Raw genomic sequence first — 14,736 nt, 5'->3', positions numbered from 1 at the left:
ATATTTGGTTTCTTACAGTATTAGAATCTAAAATGAGCAAATGCACGGTTAGCTTCTGCCATTCTGTGCATATCTTCTTTACGCTTGTATGCACCGCCTTGTTCATTGAAGGCATCCATAATTTCAGCAGCCAACTTGTCAGCCATTGATTTACCACCTCTTTTGCGAGCAAACAGAATCAGATTCTTCATAGAGATTGATTCTTTACGATCCGGACGGATTTCAGTAGGAACTTGGAAAGTTGCACCACCTACACGGCGAGACTTTACTTCCACTTGCGGAGTTACATTATCCAAAGCCTTTTTCCAGATTTCGAGAGCTGATTTTTCTTCGTTAGGAAGTTTTGCTTTCACTGTTTCCAAAGCGGCATAAAAGATTTCATAAGATGTATTTTTCTTTCCATCATACATCAAGTGGTTCACGAACTTGGAAACCTTTTGGTCATTAAACACGGGATCCGGAAGAATCAGGCGTTTTTTTGGTTTTGCTTTTCTCATTTGTTTGAAAAATAATGTTTTTGTTCTTGGTTGTCTACTTCTTGACTTCTTCAACTCTCCCTCCGGAGAATTTACTCAACCTTTAGCATTTCCAACAAACTAAAACGTAAGTTATTACTTTAATTTTAATTAGGTCTTAATCCTTATTTTTTCTTACCCTTAGCAGGAGCAGCAGCTTGTCCTGGTTTCGGACGCTTAGCACCATACTTTGAACGTCTTTGAGTACGACCAGCAACACCTGCTGTATCAAGTGTACCACGTACAATGTGATAACGCACACCCGGAAGGTCTTTTACACGACCACCACGTACCAAAACGATTGAGTGTTCCTGCAAGTTGTGTCCTTCTCCCGGAATGTATGAGTTCACCTCTTTTTGGTTAGTCAAACGTACACGAGCTACTTTACGCATTGCAGAGTTCGGCTTCTTCGGAGTAGTAGTGTATACTCTCACGCAAACGCCACGTCTTTGAGGACATGAATCCAAGGCTGGAGATTTACTTTTCTCCACCAGCACTTCGCGTCCTTTTCTTACTAATTGCTGAATTGTAGGCATTTTAATTGTTTTTTGATTTATATTATTGTTATATTAATTTCGTAACTATACATTTTGGGCTGCAAAAATACGAATAATATTTGAATATTCAATGCGCTACAACTTTTTTTTCTTTTTTAATGTTTTTATATCATCCTCACGCTTCGCCTTTTACACCCGTCAAAGGAGAAATAGGGGGTTCATCCGAAGTACGAATCGGACCGAATACGCGCTCATACTTTGCTATATTATCTTCTAATGCCCGCAGCAGGCGTTTTGCGTGCTCTGGAGCCACAATAATACGAGATTGCACACCAGCCTTCGGTATGCCCGGCATTACGCGCACGAAGTCAAGGATGAATTCAGAACTCGAATGAGTAATAATAGCAAGATTTGCATAAGTTCCCTGTGCAACCTCTTCTCTCAATTCAATCTGTAATTGTCCGTTGTTATTTTGTTCTTCCATATTTAATATGATTAAAAAGTTATCCTGCAAAATAACACATTTTTCCTGAAACTAATGGTAATACACGCGAGTAAAAAAGAAATAAAAAAAGGAGCAATTACCCAATCTGGCAATCGCTCCTTCTCATATAGTCAATTGAATTGTATTTATTCTACTTCATTGTAGTCAAGTACTGTTTTCTTGTTAGCCAAGATACGGTCATACTCTTCTTTTGATCCAACGATGAGCTTTTCGAACTCGCGCTGTCCGGTACCGGCAGGAATCAAGTGACCACAGATCACATTTTCCTTCATACCTTCCAACTTATCGATCTTACCGTTGATAGCAGCCTCATTCAAGACTTTCGTTGTTTCCTGGAAGGAAGCAGCCGACATAAAGCTTGAAGTCTGCAAAGCAGCACGTGTAATACCCTGAAGGATCTGAGTAGAGGTAGCAGCAACAGCATCACGAACCTCAACCGGTTTCAAGTCACGACGTTTCAACATACTGTTCTCATCACGCAACTTGCGGGCAGTTACAATCTGACCAGCTTGCATATTTTGAGAATCACCAGCATCCACTACGACTTTCTTACCCCAGATACGATCATTTTCTTCCATGAATTCCAGTTTGTCTACGACTTGCTGTTCGAGGAAACGAGTATCTCCCGGTTCATCAATCTGAACCTTGCGCATCATCTGACGAACGATAATCTCGAAGTGCTTATCATTGATCTTCACACCCTGCAAGCGGTATACATCCTGAACTTCATTCACGATATATTCTTGTACAGCTGTAGGACCTTTAATTGCCAAGATGTCTGCTGGAGTAGTAGCACCGTCAGACAACGGAGTACCTGCACGTACATAGTCATTTTCCTGTACCAGAATCTGCTTAGACAGTGCAACCAAATATTTTTTAACCTCACCAGTCTTGGAAGTTACAATGATCTCACGGTTACCACGCTTGATCTTACCCATTGTTACCTCACCGTCGATTTCAGAAACGACAGCCGGATTTGACGGGTTACGAGCTTCAAACAATTCAGTAACACGAGGAAGACCACCCGTGATATCACCCGCTTTACCTACGGCACGCGGAATCTTCACGATTACTTCACCAGCTTTTACCTTCTGACCATTCTCGATGATTACGTGACCACCTACCGGTAAGTTATAAGTACGGATCAAATCACCGTCCTCTGTCAAAATATGAGCTGTAGGAACTTTGGTTTTATCCTTGGATTCAATAATAATAATTTCACGAAGACCTGTTGCTTCATCCGATTCAACCTTATAAGTAACGTTTTCAATTACGCCCTCAAATTCGATCTTACCGGTTGCTTCTGTAATAATAACAGCATTGAACGGGTCCCACCTAGCGATCAGTTTGCCTTTTTCTACCAAGTCGCCGTCACTTACATACAGTGTTGAACCATAAGGTACGTTATGAGTAGAAAGAACAATACCGGTATTTACATCCACAAAACGTACTTCGGCCAAACGACCTACTACCACTTTTGCAGATTCACCCATCTCGTCAACGATATCTACTGTACGCAACTCTTCAAATTCAAGACGTGCATTATTTTTAGCAACGATACTGGCGTTAGCTGCAATATTTGCAGCAGTACCACCGGCGTGGAATGTACGCAATGTCAACTGTGTACCCGGCTCACCAATAGACTGAGCAGCGATTACACCGACAGCTTCACCCTTCTGAACCATGCGGCTCGTTGCCAAGTTACGTCCGTAACATTTAGCACAAACACCCTTCTTAGCTTCACAAGTCAATACCGAACGGATTTCAACACTCTCGATCGGAGACTCCTGAATCTTCTTGGCTACTTCTTCTGTGATTTCTTCACCACCGGCAACAAGCAATTCACCTGTGGTAGGATGAATAATATCATGTACGGAAACACGACCTAAGATACGTTCGTACAGAGTAGCAATAACCTCATCGTTATTCTTAAGGTCCGTACAAACCAATCCGCGGAGTGTACCGCAGTCTTCTTCTGTAATAATCACATCGTGTGATACGTCCACCAGACGACGAGTCAAATAACCAGCATCGGCAGTCTTCAAAGCGGTATCCGCCAAACCTTTACGAGCACCGTGGGTAGAGATAAAGTACTCCAACACCGAAAGTCCTTCTTTAAAGTTTGACAAAATCGGGTTCTCGATGATCTGACCACCTTCAGCACCTGCTTTCTGCGGTTTTGCCATCAAACCACGCATACCTGACAACTGACGAATCTGTTCTTTAGAACCACGAGCACCAGAGTCAAGCATCATATATACAGAGTTGAATCCCTGATCATCCGAAGAAATTGTCTTCATCAGGATATTAGACAACTCAGAGTTTACATGTGTCCAGATATCGATCACCTGGTTGTAACGTTCGTTGTTGGTAATGAAACCCATGTTATAGTTGTTTACGACTTGTTCTACTTCGTCGTAACCTTTCTGTACCAACGTTTCTTTTTCCTTCGGAATGATAATATCACCCAAGTTGAATGATAAACCACCCTTGAACGCCATCTGATAACCTAAGTTCTTGATTCCGTCCAGGAAGTCGGCAGCCTTAGCCACACCACATACCTTAATTACATCACTAATAATATCACGAAGAGATTTCTTAGAGATAATTGTATTGATATAACCTGCTTCAGGCGGAACAATTTCATTAACAATCACACGTCCTACCGAAGTTTCGCGCATTACGTCTACAATGTTACCATTTTCATCAACGTCTTTCACGATAACTTTCACCGGAGCATGAATATCTACCTTACCTTCATTGTAAGCGATCAACGCCTCTTCCGGTCCGTAGAATGTCAGACCTTCACCTTTCGCACCAGCACGCAACTTAGTAATATAGTACAAACCAAGAACCATATCCTGTGCAGGCACAGTAATAGGCGCACCGTTTGCCGGATTCAAGATATTATGTGATTGAAGCATCAACATTTGTGCTTCCAGAATTGCTTCATTACTCAAAGGCAAGTGAACAGCCATCTGGTCACCGTCAAAGTCGGCATTGAATGCCGTACATGCCAACGGGTGCAACTGAATAGCTTTACCTTCGATCATCTTAGGCTGGAAAGCCTGAATACCCAGACGGTGCAATGTCGGAGCACGGTTCAACAGTACCGGATGTCCTTTCATTACATGTTCCAGAATATCCCAGATCACCGGTTCCTTGCGGTCAACGATCTTCTTGGCAGACTTAACAGTCTTAACGATACCACGTTCGATGAGCTTACGAATAATAAACGGCTTGTACAATTCGGCAGCCATCAATTTAGGAATACCGCATTCACCCATTCTCAATTCCGGACCTACGACGATTACCGAACGAGCAGAGTAGTCAACACGTTTACCCAGCAAGTTCTGACGGAAACGTCCTTGTTTACCCTTCAAGCTGTCAGACAATGACTTCAACGGGCGGTTGGCATCTGTCTTCACAGCACTTGACTTACGTGAGTTATCAAACAAAGAATCGACAGATTCCTGAAGCATACGTTTTTCATTACGCAAAATCACTTCCGGAGCCTTGATTTCAATCAGTCGTTTCAGACGGTTATTACGGATAATCACACGACGATAAAGGTCGTTCAAGTCAGATGTAGCAAAACGACCACCATCCAACGGAACCAACGGACGAAGTTCGGGTGGGATAACCGGTACGATACGTACAATCATCCATTCCGGTTTGTTGCGTCCACGTGATGCACGGAACGATTCTACTACCTGAAGACGTTTCAAAGCCTCATTCTTACGTTGCTGTGAAGCATCGTTACCTGCACGGTGACGCAATTCGTAAGACAAAGCATCCAGATCCAAACGAGCCAGCAAATCATAGATAGCTTCAGCACCCATCTTTGCAACAAACTTGTTCGGATCATTATCTTCAAGATATTGATTATCTTTTGGAAGCGTATCCAGGATATCCAGATATTCTTCTTCCGAAAGCAAATCATATTCAGCTACACCGTCCTCTGCTTTTACACCCGGCTGAATAACAACATAACGTTCGTAGTATATAATCGAATCCAGTTTCTTCGTCGGCAGTCCGAGCAAATAACCGATTTTATTAGGGAGCGAACGGAAATACCAGATGTGAGCCACCGGCACAACCAGCTGGATATGTCCCATACGTTCACGGCGTACTTTCTTTTCAGTAACTTCCACACCACAACGGTCGCAGACGATACCTTTATAACGGATACGCTTGTATTTACCGCAATGACATTCATAATCCTTGATAGGACCAAAAATGCGCTCGCAGAACAAACCATCACGTTCGGGTTTGTACGTACGGTAATTAATGGTTTCAGGCTTCAAAACTTCACCACTCGAATTCTCAAGGATTTCTTCCGGAGAAGCCAGACCAATTGAGATCTTCGAGAAATTACTTTTCGTCTTATTTTCTTTTCTAAAAGCCATACTCTATATAATTGAGATTTGATAATTGAATCATTGGAAATTGAAAAGACACGGATGTCAACAGACCGTCATCGGCTTGTTGACACCACGTATTCTTTATTATTTTATTCTAGGTTGATACTCAAACCTAATCCTCTCAACTCGTGTAACAATACGTTCAAGGATTCCGGAATACCTGGTTGCGGCATCGGTTCACCTTTCACAATTGCTTCATAAGCTTTCGAACGTCCTACCACGTCATCAGACTTGATAGTAAGGATTTCCTGCAGGATATGAGCAGCACCAAAACCTTCGAGTGCCCAAACCTCCATTTCTCCGAAACGCTGACCACCGAACTGTGCTTTACCACCAAGAGGTTGCTGAGTAATCAATGAGTACGGACCGATAGAACGAGCATGCATCTTGTCTTCAACCATGTGACCCAACTTCAACATGTAAGTCACACCCACAGTAGCTGCCTGGTCAAATTGCTCACCTGTACCACCATCACAAAGATAAGTCTTACAGTAGCGAGGCAATCCTGCCTTGTCTGTCCACTGATCCAGATCTTCCATGGTAGCACCGTCGAAAATAGGAGTCGCGAATTTCACGCCCAACGTTTTTCCGGCACGTCCGAGTACAGCTTCAAAAATCTGACCAATGTTCATACGAGAAGGCACACCCAACGGATTCAACACAATGTCAACCGGAGTACCATCAGCCAAGAACGGCATATCTTCCTGACGAACAACGCGGGATACAATACCCTTGTTACCGTGGCGACCTGCCATCTTATCACCCACACCAATCTTACGCTTCTTAGCAATATATACTTTTGCCATCTGGATAATACCAGCTGGAAGTTCATCACCAATTGTAATAGCAAACTTCTTACGTTTCAATTCAGCATCCAGCTCTTTGTATTTCTTAATGAAATTCATCACCAGATCACGAATCATACCATTAATATGGTCATCACTAGTCCAGTTGCTTAACTGAATAGAAGTAAAGTCGAGTGAATCAAAATCAGAAGCACTGAACTTAGAACCTTTCGCAATTACTTCCGCACCCAGATAATCCTTCACACCTTGAGAAACCTTACCTTCAGTCAAAGTCATCAGTTTCTTAACCAGGATACGTTTCAGATCAGCTACCTTAGATTCAAATTCATCATCGATCTTAGGCAACAATGCTTTATCGGCCAGTTTTGAGCTACGATTCTTAATCACACGTGAGAAAAGTTTCTTATCGATCACAACACCTTTCAAAGAAGGAGAAGCTTTCAATGAAGCATCTTTCACATCACCTGCCTTATCACCAAAGATGGCACGAAGCAATTTTTCTTCCGGAGAAGGATCAGATTCACCCTTCGGTGTAATCTTACCGATCATGATATCACCCGGCTCGATACGAGCACCGATTCTTACGATACCATTTTCATCCAGGTCTTTAGTAGCTTCTTCACTTACATTCGGGATATCAGAAGTCAACTCTTCCATACCACGTTTTGTTTCACGAACTTCCAGAGAATATTCCTCTACGTGAACCGAAGTCAACAAGTCTTCGCGTACCACACGTTCGTTCAATACGATAGCATCCTCATAGTTGTAACCTTTCCAAGGCATGTAAGCAACCAACAGGTTCTTACCCAATGCCAATTCACCCTTTTCAGTAGAATAACCTTCAGTCAAGATGTCACCTTTCTTCACACGCTGGCCTCTGTCGCAAATCGGACGCAAGTCAATCGTCATGTTCTGGTTAGTCTTACGGAACTTAGGTATTCTATATTCTTTCAAAGCAGGTTCAAAACTTACGAACTCTTCGTCTTCTGTACGGTCATACAAAATACGGATAGTAGTAGCATCAACGTAGTCAACAACACCATCTCCTTCCGCAGTAATCTGCGTACGAGAGTCTCTTACCAACTGACGTTCGATACCTGTACCTACGATCGGTGCTTCACTCCTCAACAAAGGAACCGCCTGGCGCATCATGTTTGATCCCATCAATGCACGGTTAGCATCATCATGTTCCAGGAACGGAATCAATGAAGCCGCGATTGATGCAATCTGCTGAGGAGAAACGTCCATCAAATCAACCTCTGTCGGTTCAACAACCGGGAAGTCAGCATCCTGACGAGATTTAACTTTGTTACGCACAAATGTACCGTCATCATTCAACGGAGCATTTCCCTGTGCAATAACCTTTTCTTCCTCTTCTTCAGCAGTCAGATAAATCAGACCGTTATCAGAAAGATCCACTTTTCCGTTTTCCACCTTACGGTACGGAGTTTCGATGAATCCCAGATCATTAATCTTAGCAAATACACACAATGAAGAAATCAAACCGATGTTCGGACCTTCAGGAGTCTCAATCGGACAAAGACGACCATAGTGTGTGTAGTGAACGTCACGAACCTCAAATCCGGCACGTTCACGGGAAAGACCACCAGGACCAAGGGCAGACATACGACGCTTGTGCGTGATTTCAGCCAAGGGGTTTGTCTGGTCCATGAACTGCGACAATGCGTTCGTTCCGAAGAATGAGTTGATTACAGAAGAGATAGTCTTCGCGTTAATCAAATCAATCGGAGTAAACACCTCATTGTCACGAACGTTCATACGTTCGCGAATCGTACGAGACATACGAGCCAGACCAACTGCAAACTGATTAGAAAGCTGCTCACCTACTGTACGTACACGACGGTTACTCAAGTGGTCAATATCATCCACATCTGCTTTTGAGTTAATCAACTCAATCAGATATTTGATGATTTCAATGATATCTTCCTTCGTGAGGACACGCACGTCCATATCAGTCGTCAGATTCAACTTTTTATTGATTCGGTAACGACCTACATCACCAAGGTCATATCGTTTTTCAGAGAAGAACAAGTTGTTGATAACCTCCCTTGCACTTGCGTCATCAGCCGGATCGGCGTTACGCAACTGACGGTAGATATACAACACAGCTTCTTTTTCCGAGTTACTCGGGTCCTTCTGCAACGTATTATATATGATAGAGAAATCGGACTGGTTCGGTTCATCTTTATGTAAAAGGATGTTTTGAACTCCCGACTCCAAAATTTCATCAATATGCACCTCTTCCAGTACGGTTTCACGATCGATAATAACTTCGTTACGCTCGATAGAAACCACTTCACCGGTATCTTCATCAACGAAATCTTCAATCCATGTTTTCAAGACACGTGCAGCCAATTTACGACCTAGCACTTTCTTCAGATTTGTCTTGTTCACCTTTACATCTTCTGCAAGGTTGAAAATCTCAAGAATATCTTTGTCATTCTCGAAGCCAATTGCACGCAACAAAGTCGTTACCGGCAATTTCTTCTTACGGTCGATGTATGCGTACATCACATTATTGATGTCAGTAGCAAACTCAATCCACGAACCCTTAAACGGAATAATACGAGCCGAATAAAGTTTCGTACCATTGGCATGTACACTCTGACCGAAGAACACACCCGGAGAACGGTGAAGCTGTGACACAACTACGCGTTCGGCACCGTTAATGACGAAAGTAGCCTTATCAGTCATATAAGGAATCGGGCCGAGGAATACGTCCTGAATCACTGTATCAAAATCCTCATGATCGGGGTCCGTACAGTAAAGCTTAAGTTTCGCTTTTAAGGGAACACTATAAGTAAGCCCACGCTCTATACAATCATCGATGGTATAACGCGGCGGATCAATATAATAGTCCAGAAACTCAAGAACAAAATTGTTTCTTGTATCGGCAATAGGGAAGTTTTCAGCAAATACTTTATACAATCCCTCATTCTTGCGCTTTTCAGGTGGGGTATCTAATTGTAGAAAGTCTTGGAATGACTTCAATTGTACTTCCAGGAAATCCGGGTATTCGAGCGGATTCTTAGTCGAAGCAAAATTAACTCTTTGATTTACAGTATTTGAAGACATCTGTCAATGAATTTGGAGAACTTAATTTGAAATATATACACAAAAAGGTTAAGAATCCTCTTGTGAAGGATTCCTAACCGAATTACCTGATTACCAGGCCAATGTTATTTAAGTTCAACTTCAGCTCCAGCTTCTTCCAATGTTTTCTTCAATGATTCTGCTTCGTCTTTAGCCAAACCTTCTTTTACTGTGCTAGGAGCACCGTCTACCAAGTCTTTAGCTTCTTTCAAACCAAGACCACAAGCTTCCTTAACGGCCTTAACTACCTGAAGTTTAGCTGCACCAGCGCTCTTCAATACTACGTCGAAAGAAGTTTTTTCTTCTGCGGCAGCAGCACCAGCTGCAGGACCAGCAGCAACAGCTACAGCTGCAGCAGCAGGTTCAATACCGTATTCTTCTTTAAGGATAGTTGCAAGTTCATTAACTTCTTTTACTGTCAAGTTAACTAATTGTTCTGCAAAAGCTTTCAAATCTGCCATTTTTTGTATGATTTTAATGTTTAAATACTTGTTGATTTTTGAAAATTATTCGGGATGTTATTCCCAAGGCTGTGACGCCTTTTTCCATTTTTACGCTTCGGTACGTTCACCAAGAGTCTTGAGAACTCCGTGAAGGGTGTTACCACCTGATTGAAGAGCAGAAATAACATTCTTGGCCGGAGATTGCAACAGTGCAACGATATCAGCGATAACTTCATTCTTACTCTTGATTGCAACGAGAGCATCCAATTGGTCTGCACCAACATAGAAGCTTTCTTCTGCATACGCAGCTTTCAGTCCGGGAATACCGTCTTTCGCTTTGTCTTTGATTAACTTAGCAGGTACGTTTGCAGTGTTAGTAAACATAACAGCAGTAGTACCTTTCAAAGAACCGTAAAGAGGTGAAAAGTCTTCTTCCAGGCTTTCAAGTGCTTTGTGAAGCAGAGTGTTTTTAACCACCATCAATTTGATGTCTGATTTAAAGCAATCTCTTCTCAATGCGCTGGTAGCAGCAGCGTTCATCGCTGTAACGTCTACCAAGTAGAAGTGACCATATTCCTTTACTGTAGCAGCAATTTGCTCTATAATCGTACTTTTATCTTCCTTTCTCATTATTTCTCTGTTTTATTAGATTTCATCCACTGATTTCGGGTCGATTTTAATACCCGCACTCATTGTACTAGAAAGATAAATACTCTTAATATATGTACCCTTTGCTGCGGTCGGTTTCAGCTTGTTCAGAGTAGAGATGAACTCTTTCGCGTTGTCGCGAATCTGATCAGGACTGAATGATACCTTACCGATAGAAGTGTGAACGATACCGCTCTTATCAACTTTAAAGTCAATCTTACCTTGTTTTACTTCTTTTACAGCCTTAGCAACATCCATAGTTACAGTACCACTCTTAGGGTTCGGCATCAATCCACGAGGACCGAGTACACGACCGAGTGCACCAATTTTACCCATGATAGATGGCATAGTGATGATTACATCAATATCAGTCCATCCACCTTTGATCTTTTCAATATATTCGTCAAGACCAACATAGTCAGCACCAGCTTCTTTTGCAGCAGCTTCAGCATCCGGTGTACAAAGTACCAACACACGCACTTCTTTACCAGTACCATGAGGAAGTGAGACAACACCTCTCACCATCTGGTTAGCTTTACGCGGGTCAACCCCTAAACGTACATCAATATCCAGTGAAGCATCGAATTTGGAAAAAGTGATTTCTTTTACCAAAGATGCAGCTTCTTTCAGTGAGTATGCTTTCCCTGCTTCAATTTTTTCTGCAGCTAACTTTTGATTTTTTGTCAGTTTACCCATTACAATTGAAGTTTATTAGTTATTAACCGGGAACTCCCCTTTTACAGCGATACCCATACTTCTAGCTGTACCTGCAACCATTCTCATGGCAGCTTCCACAGTAAAACAGTTCAAGTCAACCATTTTGTCCTGAGCGATCGTACGAACTTGTTCCCAAGTAAGCTCGGCAACTTTCTTACGGTTAGGCTCAGCAGAACCACTCTTTACCTTAGCTACTTCAAGTAATTGAATAGCAACGGGAGGAGTCTTGATTACAAAATCGAAAGACTTATCTGCGTAGTAAGTAATGATAACAGGTAAAATTTTACCTGCTTTGTCTTGGGTTCTGGCATTGAATTGCTTGCAAAATTCCATGATATTGATACCCTTAGAACCCAAAGCAGGTCCAACGGGAGGTGATGGATTTGCAGCGCCTCCTTTAATCTGTAACTTGATTAGTCCAGCAACTTCTTTAGCCATTTTTTTATTGATTTATATATAAACATTAAACGAAGAACAACAACAGCGTAACAATTCCGTGTTATTCCTTTTCCACTTGCATAAAGCCCAATTCAAGCGGCGTTTTGCGCCCGAATATCTTTACCATGACCTTTAGTTTCTTTTTTTCGCTATTCACTTCTTCAATGATACCACTGAATCCGCTAAAAGGTCCAAAAGTAACTTTTACAGTTTCACCCACCACGTACGGAATATTGAGTTCTTCACCCGTTTCCTGCAGTTCGTCCACTGTACCAAGTATACGATTCACTTCTGATTGTCTGAGAGGCACCGGTTTTTCGGAGCCACCTAAAAAGCCTATCACATTCGGAGTGTTGCGCAAGTGATGAGCGACCTCACCAACCAAAGCAGCCTCCACCAAAACGTAACCAGGAAGATAACTTCTTTCCTTCACAATTTTTTTACCATTGCGAACCTGGTAAACTTTTTCAGTAGGAATCAATACCTGAGATACATATTCACCAAGGTCACTGTTCTTAAGATCAGCTTCAAGATATTCCTTTACCTTAGCTTCTTTTCCACTAATAGCACGCAGAACGTACCATTTCTTTTCAATCTCAGCCATTTTCAATTCCTAATTTTTAATGTGGATAAACGATTTTTTCCATGAAGTTCTGGAAACAGACATCCATACCCCATACTACCAATGCAATAAGCAGGGAAGCATATAAAACAACTACTGCACTGTTAGCAAGTTCAGAATACGTAGGCCACGATACTTTATGTACAAGTTCGTCGTAAGATTCTTTAATATAAGCTATTACCTTTTTCATTTCAATAATATTAGCACGGGAGGAGAGGCTCGAACTCCCGACACCCGGTTTTGGAGACCGGTGCTCTACCAACTGAGCTACTCCCGTGTGTACATAATCAGTTCCCGATGAAAACCGGGAACTGATTAATTATTGTGTATTAGTCGATAATTTCAGTAATCTGACCAGCACCTACCGTGCGTCCACCTTCGCGGATAGCGAAACGAAGACCCGGGTTCAATGCTACTGGGTAAATCAACTCAACTGTAATAGTTACGTTATCACCCGGCATTACCATTTCTGTTCCTTCCGGCAAAGTGATTTCACCTGTACAGTCCATAGTACGCAAGTAGAACTGAGGACGGTATTTGTTGTGGAACGGAGTGTGACGACCACCTTCTTCTTTCTTCAAGATATAAACCTCAGCTTTGAATTTAGAGTGCGGTTTAATCTGACCTGGTTTACAAAGAACCATACCACGTTTGATTTCGTTCTTGTCAATACCACGAAGCAAAAGACCTACGTTGTCACCAGCTTCACCTTGATCCAACAGTTTACGGAACATTTCAACACCAGTTACAACTGATTTCTTATCTTCACCTAAACCAAGAATTTCGACTTCATCACCAACGTGGATGACACCTGTTTCGATACGACCTGTTGCTACAGTACCACGACCTGTGATAGAGAACACGTCTTCAACCGGCATCAAGAATGGTTTATCAACATCGCGCGGAGGCAGTGGAATCCAGTTATCAACTGCATCCATCAGTTCCATAACTTTGTCTTCCCATTTTTCAACACCGTTCAATGCGCCAAGAGCAGAACCACGGATGATAGGAGTATTGTCACCATCGAAATCATAGAATGAAAGGAGTTCTCTCATTTCCATTTCAACGAGTTCCAACATTTCTTCGTCGTCTACCATATCGCATTTGTTCAAGAATACAACCAGACGAGGTACGTTTACCTGACGAGCCAACAGAATGTGTTCGCGAGTTTGAGGCATCGGACCATCAGTTGCAGCACAAACGATGATAGCACCGTCCATCTGAGCAGCACCAGTAACCATGTTCTTTACGTAGTCGGCGTGACCCGGGCAGTCTACGTGTGCATAGTGACGGTTAGCTGTTTGATATTCAACGTGAGAAGTATTGATAGTAATACCTCTTTCTTTTTCTTCAGGAGCGTTGTCGATAGAATCGAAAGAACGCAATTCTGAAAGACCTTTTTTTGCCAACACTGTAGTGATAGCAGCTGTCAACGTTGTCTTACCGTGGTCTACGTGACCGATTGTACCAATGTTTACATGCGGTTTGGTACGTTCAAATTTCTCTTTAGCCATAGCTTTACTTGTTATTTATTTGATTAATAATCAGCATTTACATCCTTTATGAGCTGTTACCGGGACTTGAACCCGGGACCTCTTCCTTACCAAGGAAGTGCTCTACCACTGAGCTATAACAGCAAGAAAAGAGAGCGGAAGACGGGGCTCAAACCCGCGACCCTCAGCTTGGAAGGCTAATGCTCTATCAACTGAGCTACTTCCGCATTCTTGCCAAAGTTGTCACTCTGATTGTGGGCAAAGATGGATTCGAACCACCGAAGGCGTAAGCCAGCAGATTTACAGTCTGCCCCATTTGGCCACTCTGGTATTTGCCCTTTTCAAAATCAAGAAATAAAAGAACTATTTTCAAACAATATGATAAAGACAGATGTTCTATCTTTGTTCTTCGGTTTCTTTTTGAGCCTCTTGTCGGATTCGAACCAACGACCCCGAGATTACAAATCACGTGCTCTGGCCAACTGAGCTAAAGAGGCAAACTTACTAAAAAATG

General features: G+C 42.4%; 12 protein-coding genes and 5 tRNA genes. All 17 read right to left on the bottom strand.

Features of this window, described 5'->3' with window-relative positions; all coding sequences use genetic code 11:
- Window positions 1-20 precede the first annotated feature (20 nt).
- A complete protein-coding gene (rpsG, locus tag DXA54_RS05870) occupies window positions 21-497 on the bottom strand; it encodes a 30S ribosomal protein S7 (RefSeq protein WP_004296352.1) in 477 nt (158 codons plus the stop codon).
- Window positions 498-640: 143 nt separating this feature from the next.
- On the bottom strand, window positions 641-1,051 hold the full coding sequence (gene rpsL / locus DXA54_RS05865) for a 30S ribosomal protein S12 (protein WP_002558078.1): 411 nt from the start codon (window positions 1,049-1,051) through the stop codon (window positions 641-643).
- Window positions 1,052-1,187: 136 nt separating this feature from the next.
- Window positions 1,188-1,496 (bottom strand): DUF3467 domain-containing protein, encoded by a 309-nt coding sequence (locus DXA54_RS05860; RefSeq protein ID WP_004296354.1) that lies wholly within the window; start codon window positions 1,494-1,496, stop codon window positions 1,188-1,190.
- Window positions 1,497-1,642: 146 nt separating this feature from the next.
- Window positions 1,643-5,926, bottom strand: a complete 4,284-nt coding sequence (gene rpoC / locus DXA54_RS05855) for a DNA-directed RNA polymerase subunit beta' (protein WP_008997825.1) — start codon at window positions 5,924-5,926, stop codon at window positions 1,643-1,645.
- Between the two features lie 104 nt (window positions 5,927-6,030).
- Complete coding sequence (gene rpoB, locus DXA54_RS05850; protein ID WP_004296357.1) at window positions 6,031-9,843, bottom strand: DNA-directed RNA polymerase subunit beta; 3,813 nt, start codon at window positions 9,841-9,843, stop codon at window positions 6,031-6,033.
- 104 nt (window positions 9,844-9,947) lie between these two features.
- On the bottom strand, window positions 9,948-10,322 hold the full coding sequence (gene rplL / locus DXA54_RS05845; protein WP_004296358.1) for a 50S ribosomal protein L7/L12: 375 nt from the start codon (window positions 10,320-10,322) through the stop codon (window positions 9,948-9,950).
- A 90-nt stretch (window positions 10,323-10,412) separates the two neighbouring features.
- Window positions 10,413-10,934 carry a 50S ribosomal protein L10 gene (gene rplJ / locus DXA54_RS05840; RefSeq protein WP_004296359.1) on the bottom strand — a complete coding sequence of 174 codons (522 nt, stop codon included), beginning with the start codon at window positions 10,932-10,934 and terminating at the stop codon, window positions 10,413-10,415.
- Window positions 10,935-10,949: 15 nt separating this feature from the next.
- Complete coding sequence (gene rplA, locus DXA54_RS05835; protein ID WP_004296360.1) at window positions 10,950-11,648, bottom strand: 50S ribosomal protein L1; 699 nt, start codon at window positions 11,646-11,648, stop codon at window positions 10,950-10,952.
- Between the two features lie 15 nt (window positions 11,649-11,663).
- Window positions 11,664-12,107 carry a 50S ribosomal protein L11 gene (gene rplK, locus DXA54_RS05830; RefSeq protein WP_004296361.1) on the bottom strand — a complete coding sequence of 148 codons (444 nt, stop codon included), beginning with the start codon at window positions 12,105-12,107 and terminating at the stop codon, window positions 11,664-11,666.
- A gap of 61 nt (window positions 12,108-12,168) precedes the next feature.
- Window positions 12,169-12,711 carry a transcription termination/antitermination protein NusG gene (gene nusG, locus DXA54_RS05825; RefSeq protein ID WP_004296362.1) on the bottom strand — a complete coding sequence of 181 codons (543 nt, stop codon included), beginning with the start codon at window positions 12,709-12,711 and terminating at the stop codon, window positions 12,169-12,171.
- Between the two features lie 16 nt (window positions 12,712-12,727).
- Entirely contained in the window at window positions 12,728-12,919 is a 192-nt protein-coding gene (gene secE, locus DXA54_RS05820) for a preprotein translocase subunit SecE (RefSeq protein WP_004296363.1), read from the bottom strand.
- Window positions 12,920-12,933: 14 nt separating this feature from the next.
- Window positions 12,934-13,006: transfer RNA gene (locus DXA54_RS05815), tRNA-Trp, on the bottom strand.
- Window positions 13,007-13,058: 52 nt separating this feature from the next.
- Window positions 13,059-14,243, bottom strand: a complete 1,185-nt coding sequence (gene tuf / locus DXA54_RS05810; protein WP_004296364.1) for an elongation factor Tu — start codon at window positions 14,241-14,243, stop codon at window positions 13,059-13,061.
- 51 nt (window positions 14,244-14,294) lie between these two features.
- Window positions 14,295-14,366, bottom strand: a tRNA-Thr gene (locus DXA54_RS05805).
- A gap of 10 nt (window positions 14,367-14,376) precedes the next feature.
- A tRNA-Gly gene (locus DXA54_RS05800) sits at window positions 14,377-14,449 on the bottom strand.
- A 28-nt stretch (window positions 14,450-14,477) separates the two neighbouring features.
- Window positions 14,478-14,560, bottom strand: a tRNA-Tyr gene (locus tag DXA54_RS05795).
- An 85-nt stretch (window positions 14,561-14,645) separates the two neighbouring features.
- Window positions 14,646-14,719: transfer RNA gene (locus DXA54_RS05790), tRNA-Thr, on the bottom strand.
- Window positions 14,720-14,736: the final 17 nt, after the last annotated feature.

This window comes from Bacteroides sp. OF03-11BH, assembly GCF_003604005.1.
In the GTDB taxonomy this organism is placed as follows: Bacteria; Bacteroidota; Bacteroidia; order Bacteroidales; family Bacteroidaceae; genus Bacteroides; species Bacteroides ovatus.
This window is presented reverse-complemented; position numbering and strand designations above follow the sequence as displayed.

Excerpts from the sequence above, each read along its gene's own strand:
- rpsG (WP_004296352.1), bottom strand. The coding sequence starts at position 497 with ATGAGAAAAGCAAAACCAAAAAAACGCCTGATTCTTCCGGATCCCGTG.
- rpsL (WP_002558078.1), bottom strand. The coding sequence starts at position 1,051 with ATGCCTACAATTCAGCAATTAGTAAGAAAAGGACGCGAAGTGCTGGTG.
- DXA54_RS05860 (WP_004296354.1), bottom strand. The coding sequence starts at position 1,496 with ATGGAAGAACAAAATAACAACGGACAATTACAGATTGAATTGAGAGAA.
- rpoC (WP_008997825.1), bottom strand. The coding sequence starts at position 5,926 with ATGGCTTTTAGAAAAGAAAATAAGACGAAAAGTAATTTCTCGAAGATC.
- rpoB (WP_004296357.1), bottom strand. The coding sequence starts at position 9,843 with ATGTCTTCAAATACTGTAAATCAAAGAGTTAATTTTGCTTCGACTAAG.
- rplL (WP_004296358.1), bottom strand. The coding sequence starts at position 10,322 with ATGGCAGATTTGAAAGCTTTTGCAGAACAATTAGTTAACTTGACAGTA.
- rplJ (WP_004296359.1), bottom strand. The coding sequence starts at position 10,934 with ATGAGAAAGGAAGATAAAAGTACGATTATAGAGCAAATTGCTGCTACA.
- rplA (WP_004296360.1), bottom strand. The coding sequence starts at position 11,648 with ATGGGTAAACTGACAAAAAATCAAAAGTTAGCTGCAGAAAAAATTGAA.
- rplK (WP_004296361.1), bottom strand. The coding sequence starts at position 12,107 with ATGGCTAAAGAAGTTGCTGGACTAATCAAGTTACAGATTAAAGGAGGC.
- nusG (WP_004296362.1), bottom strand. The coding sequence starts at position 12,711 with ATGGCTGAGATTGAAAAGAAATGGTACGTTCTGCGTGCTATTAGTGGA.
- secE (WP_004296363.1), bottom strand. The coding sequence starts at position 12,919 with ATGAAAAAGGTAATAGCTTATATTAAAGAATCTTACGACGAACTTGTA.
- tuf (WP_004296364.1), bottom strand. The coding sequence starts at position 14,243 with ATGGCTAAAGAGAAATTTGAACGTACCAAACCGCATGTAAACATTGGT.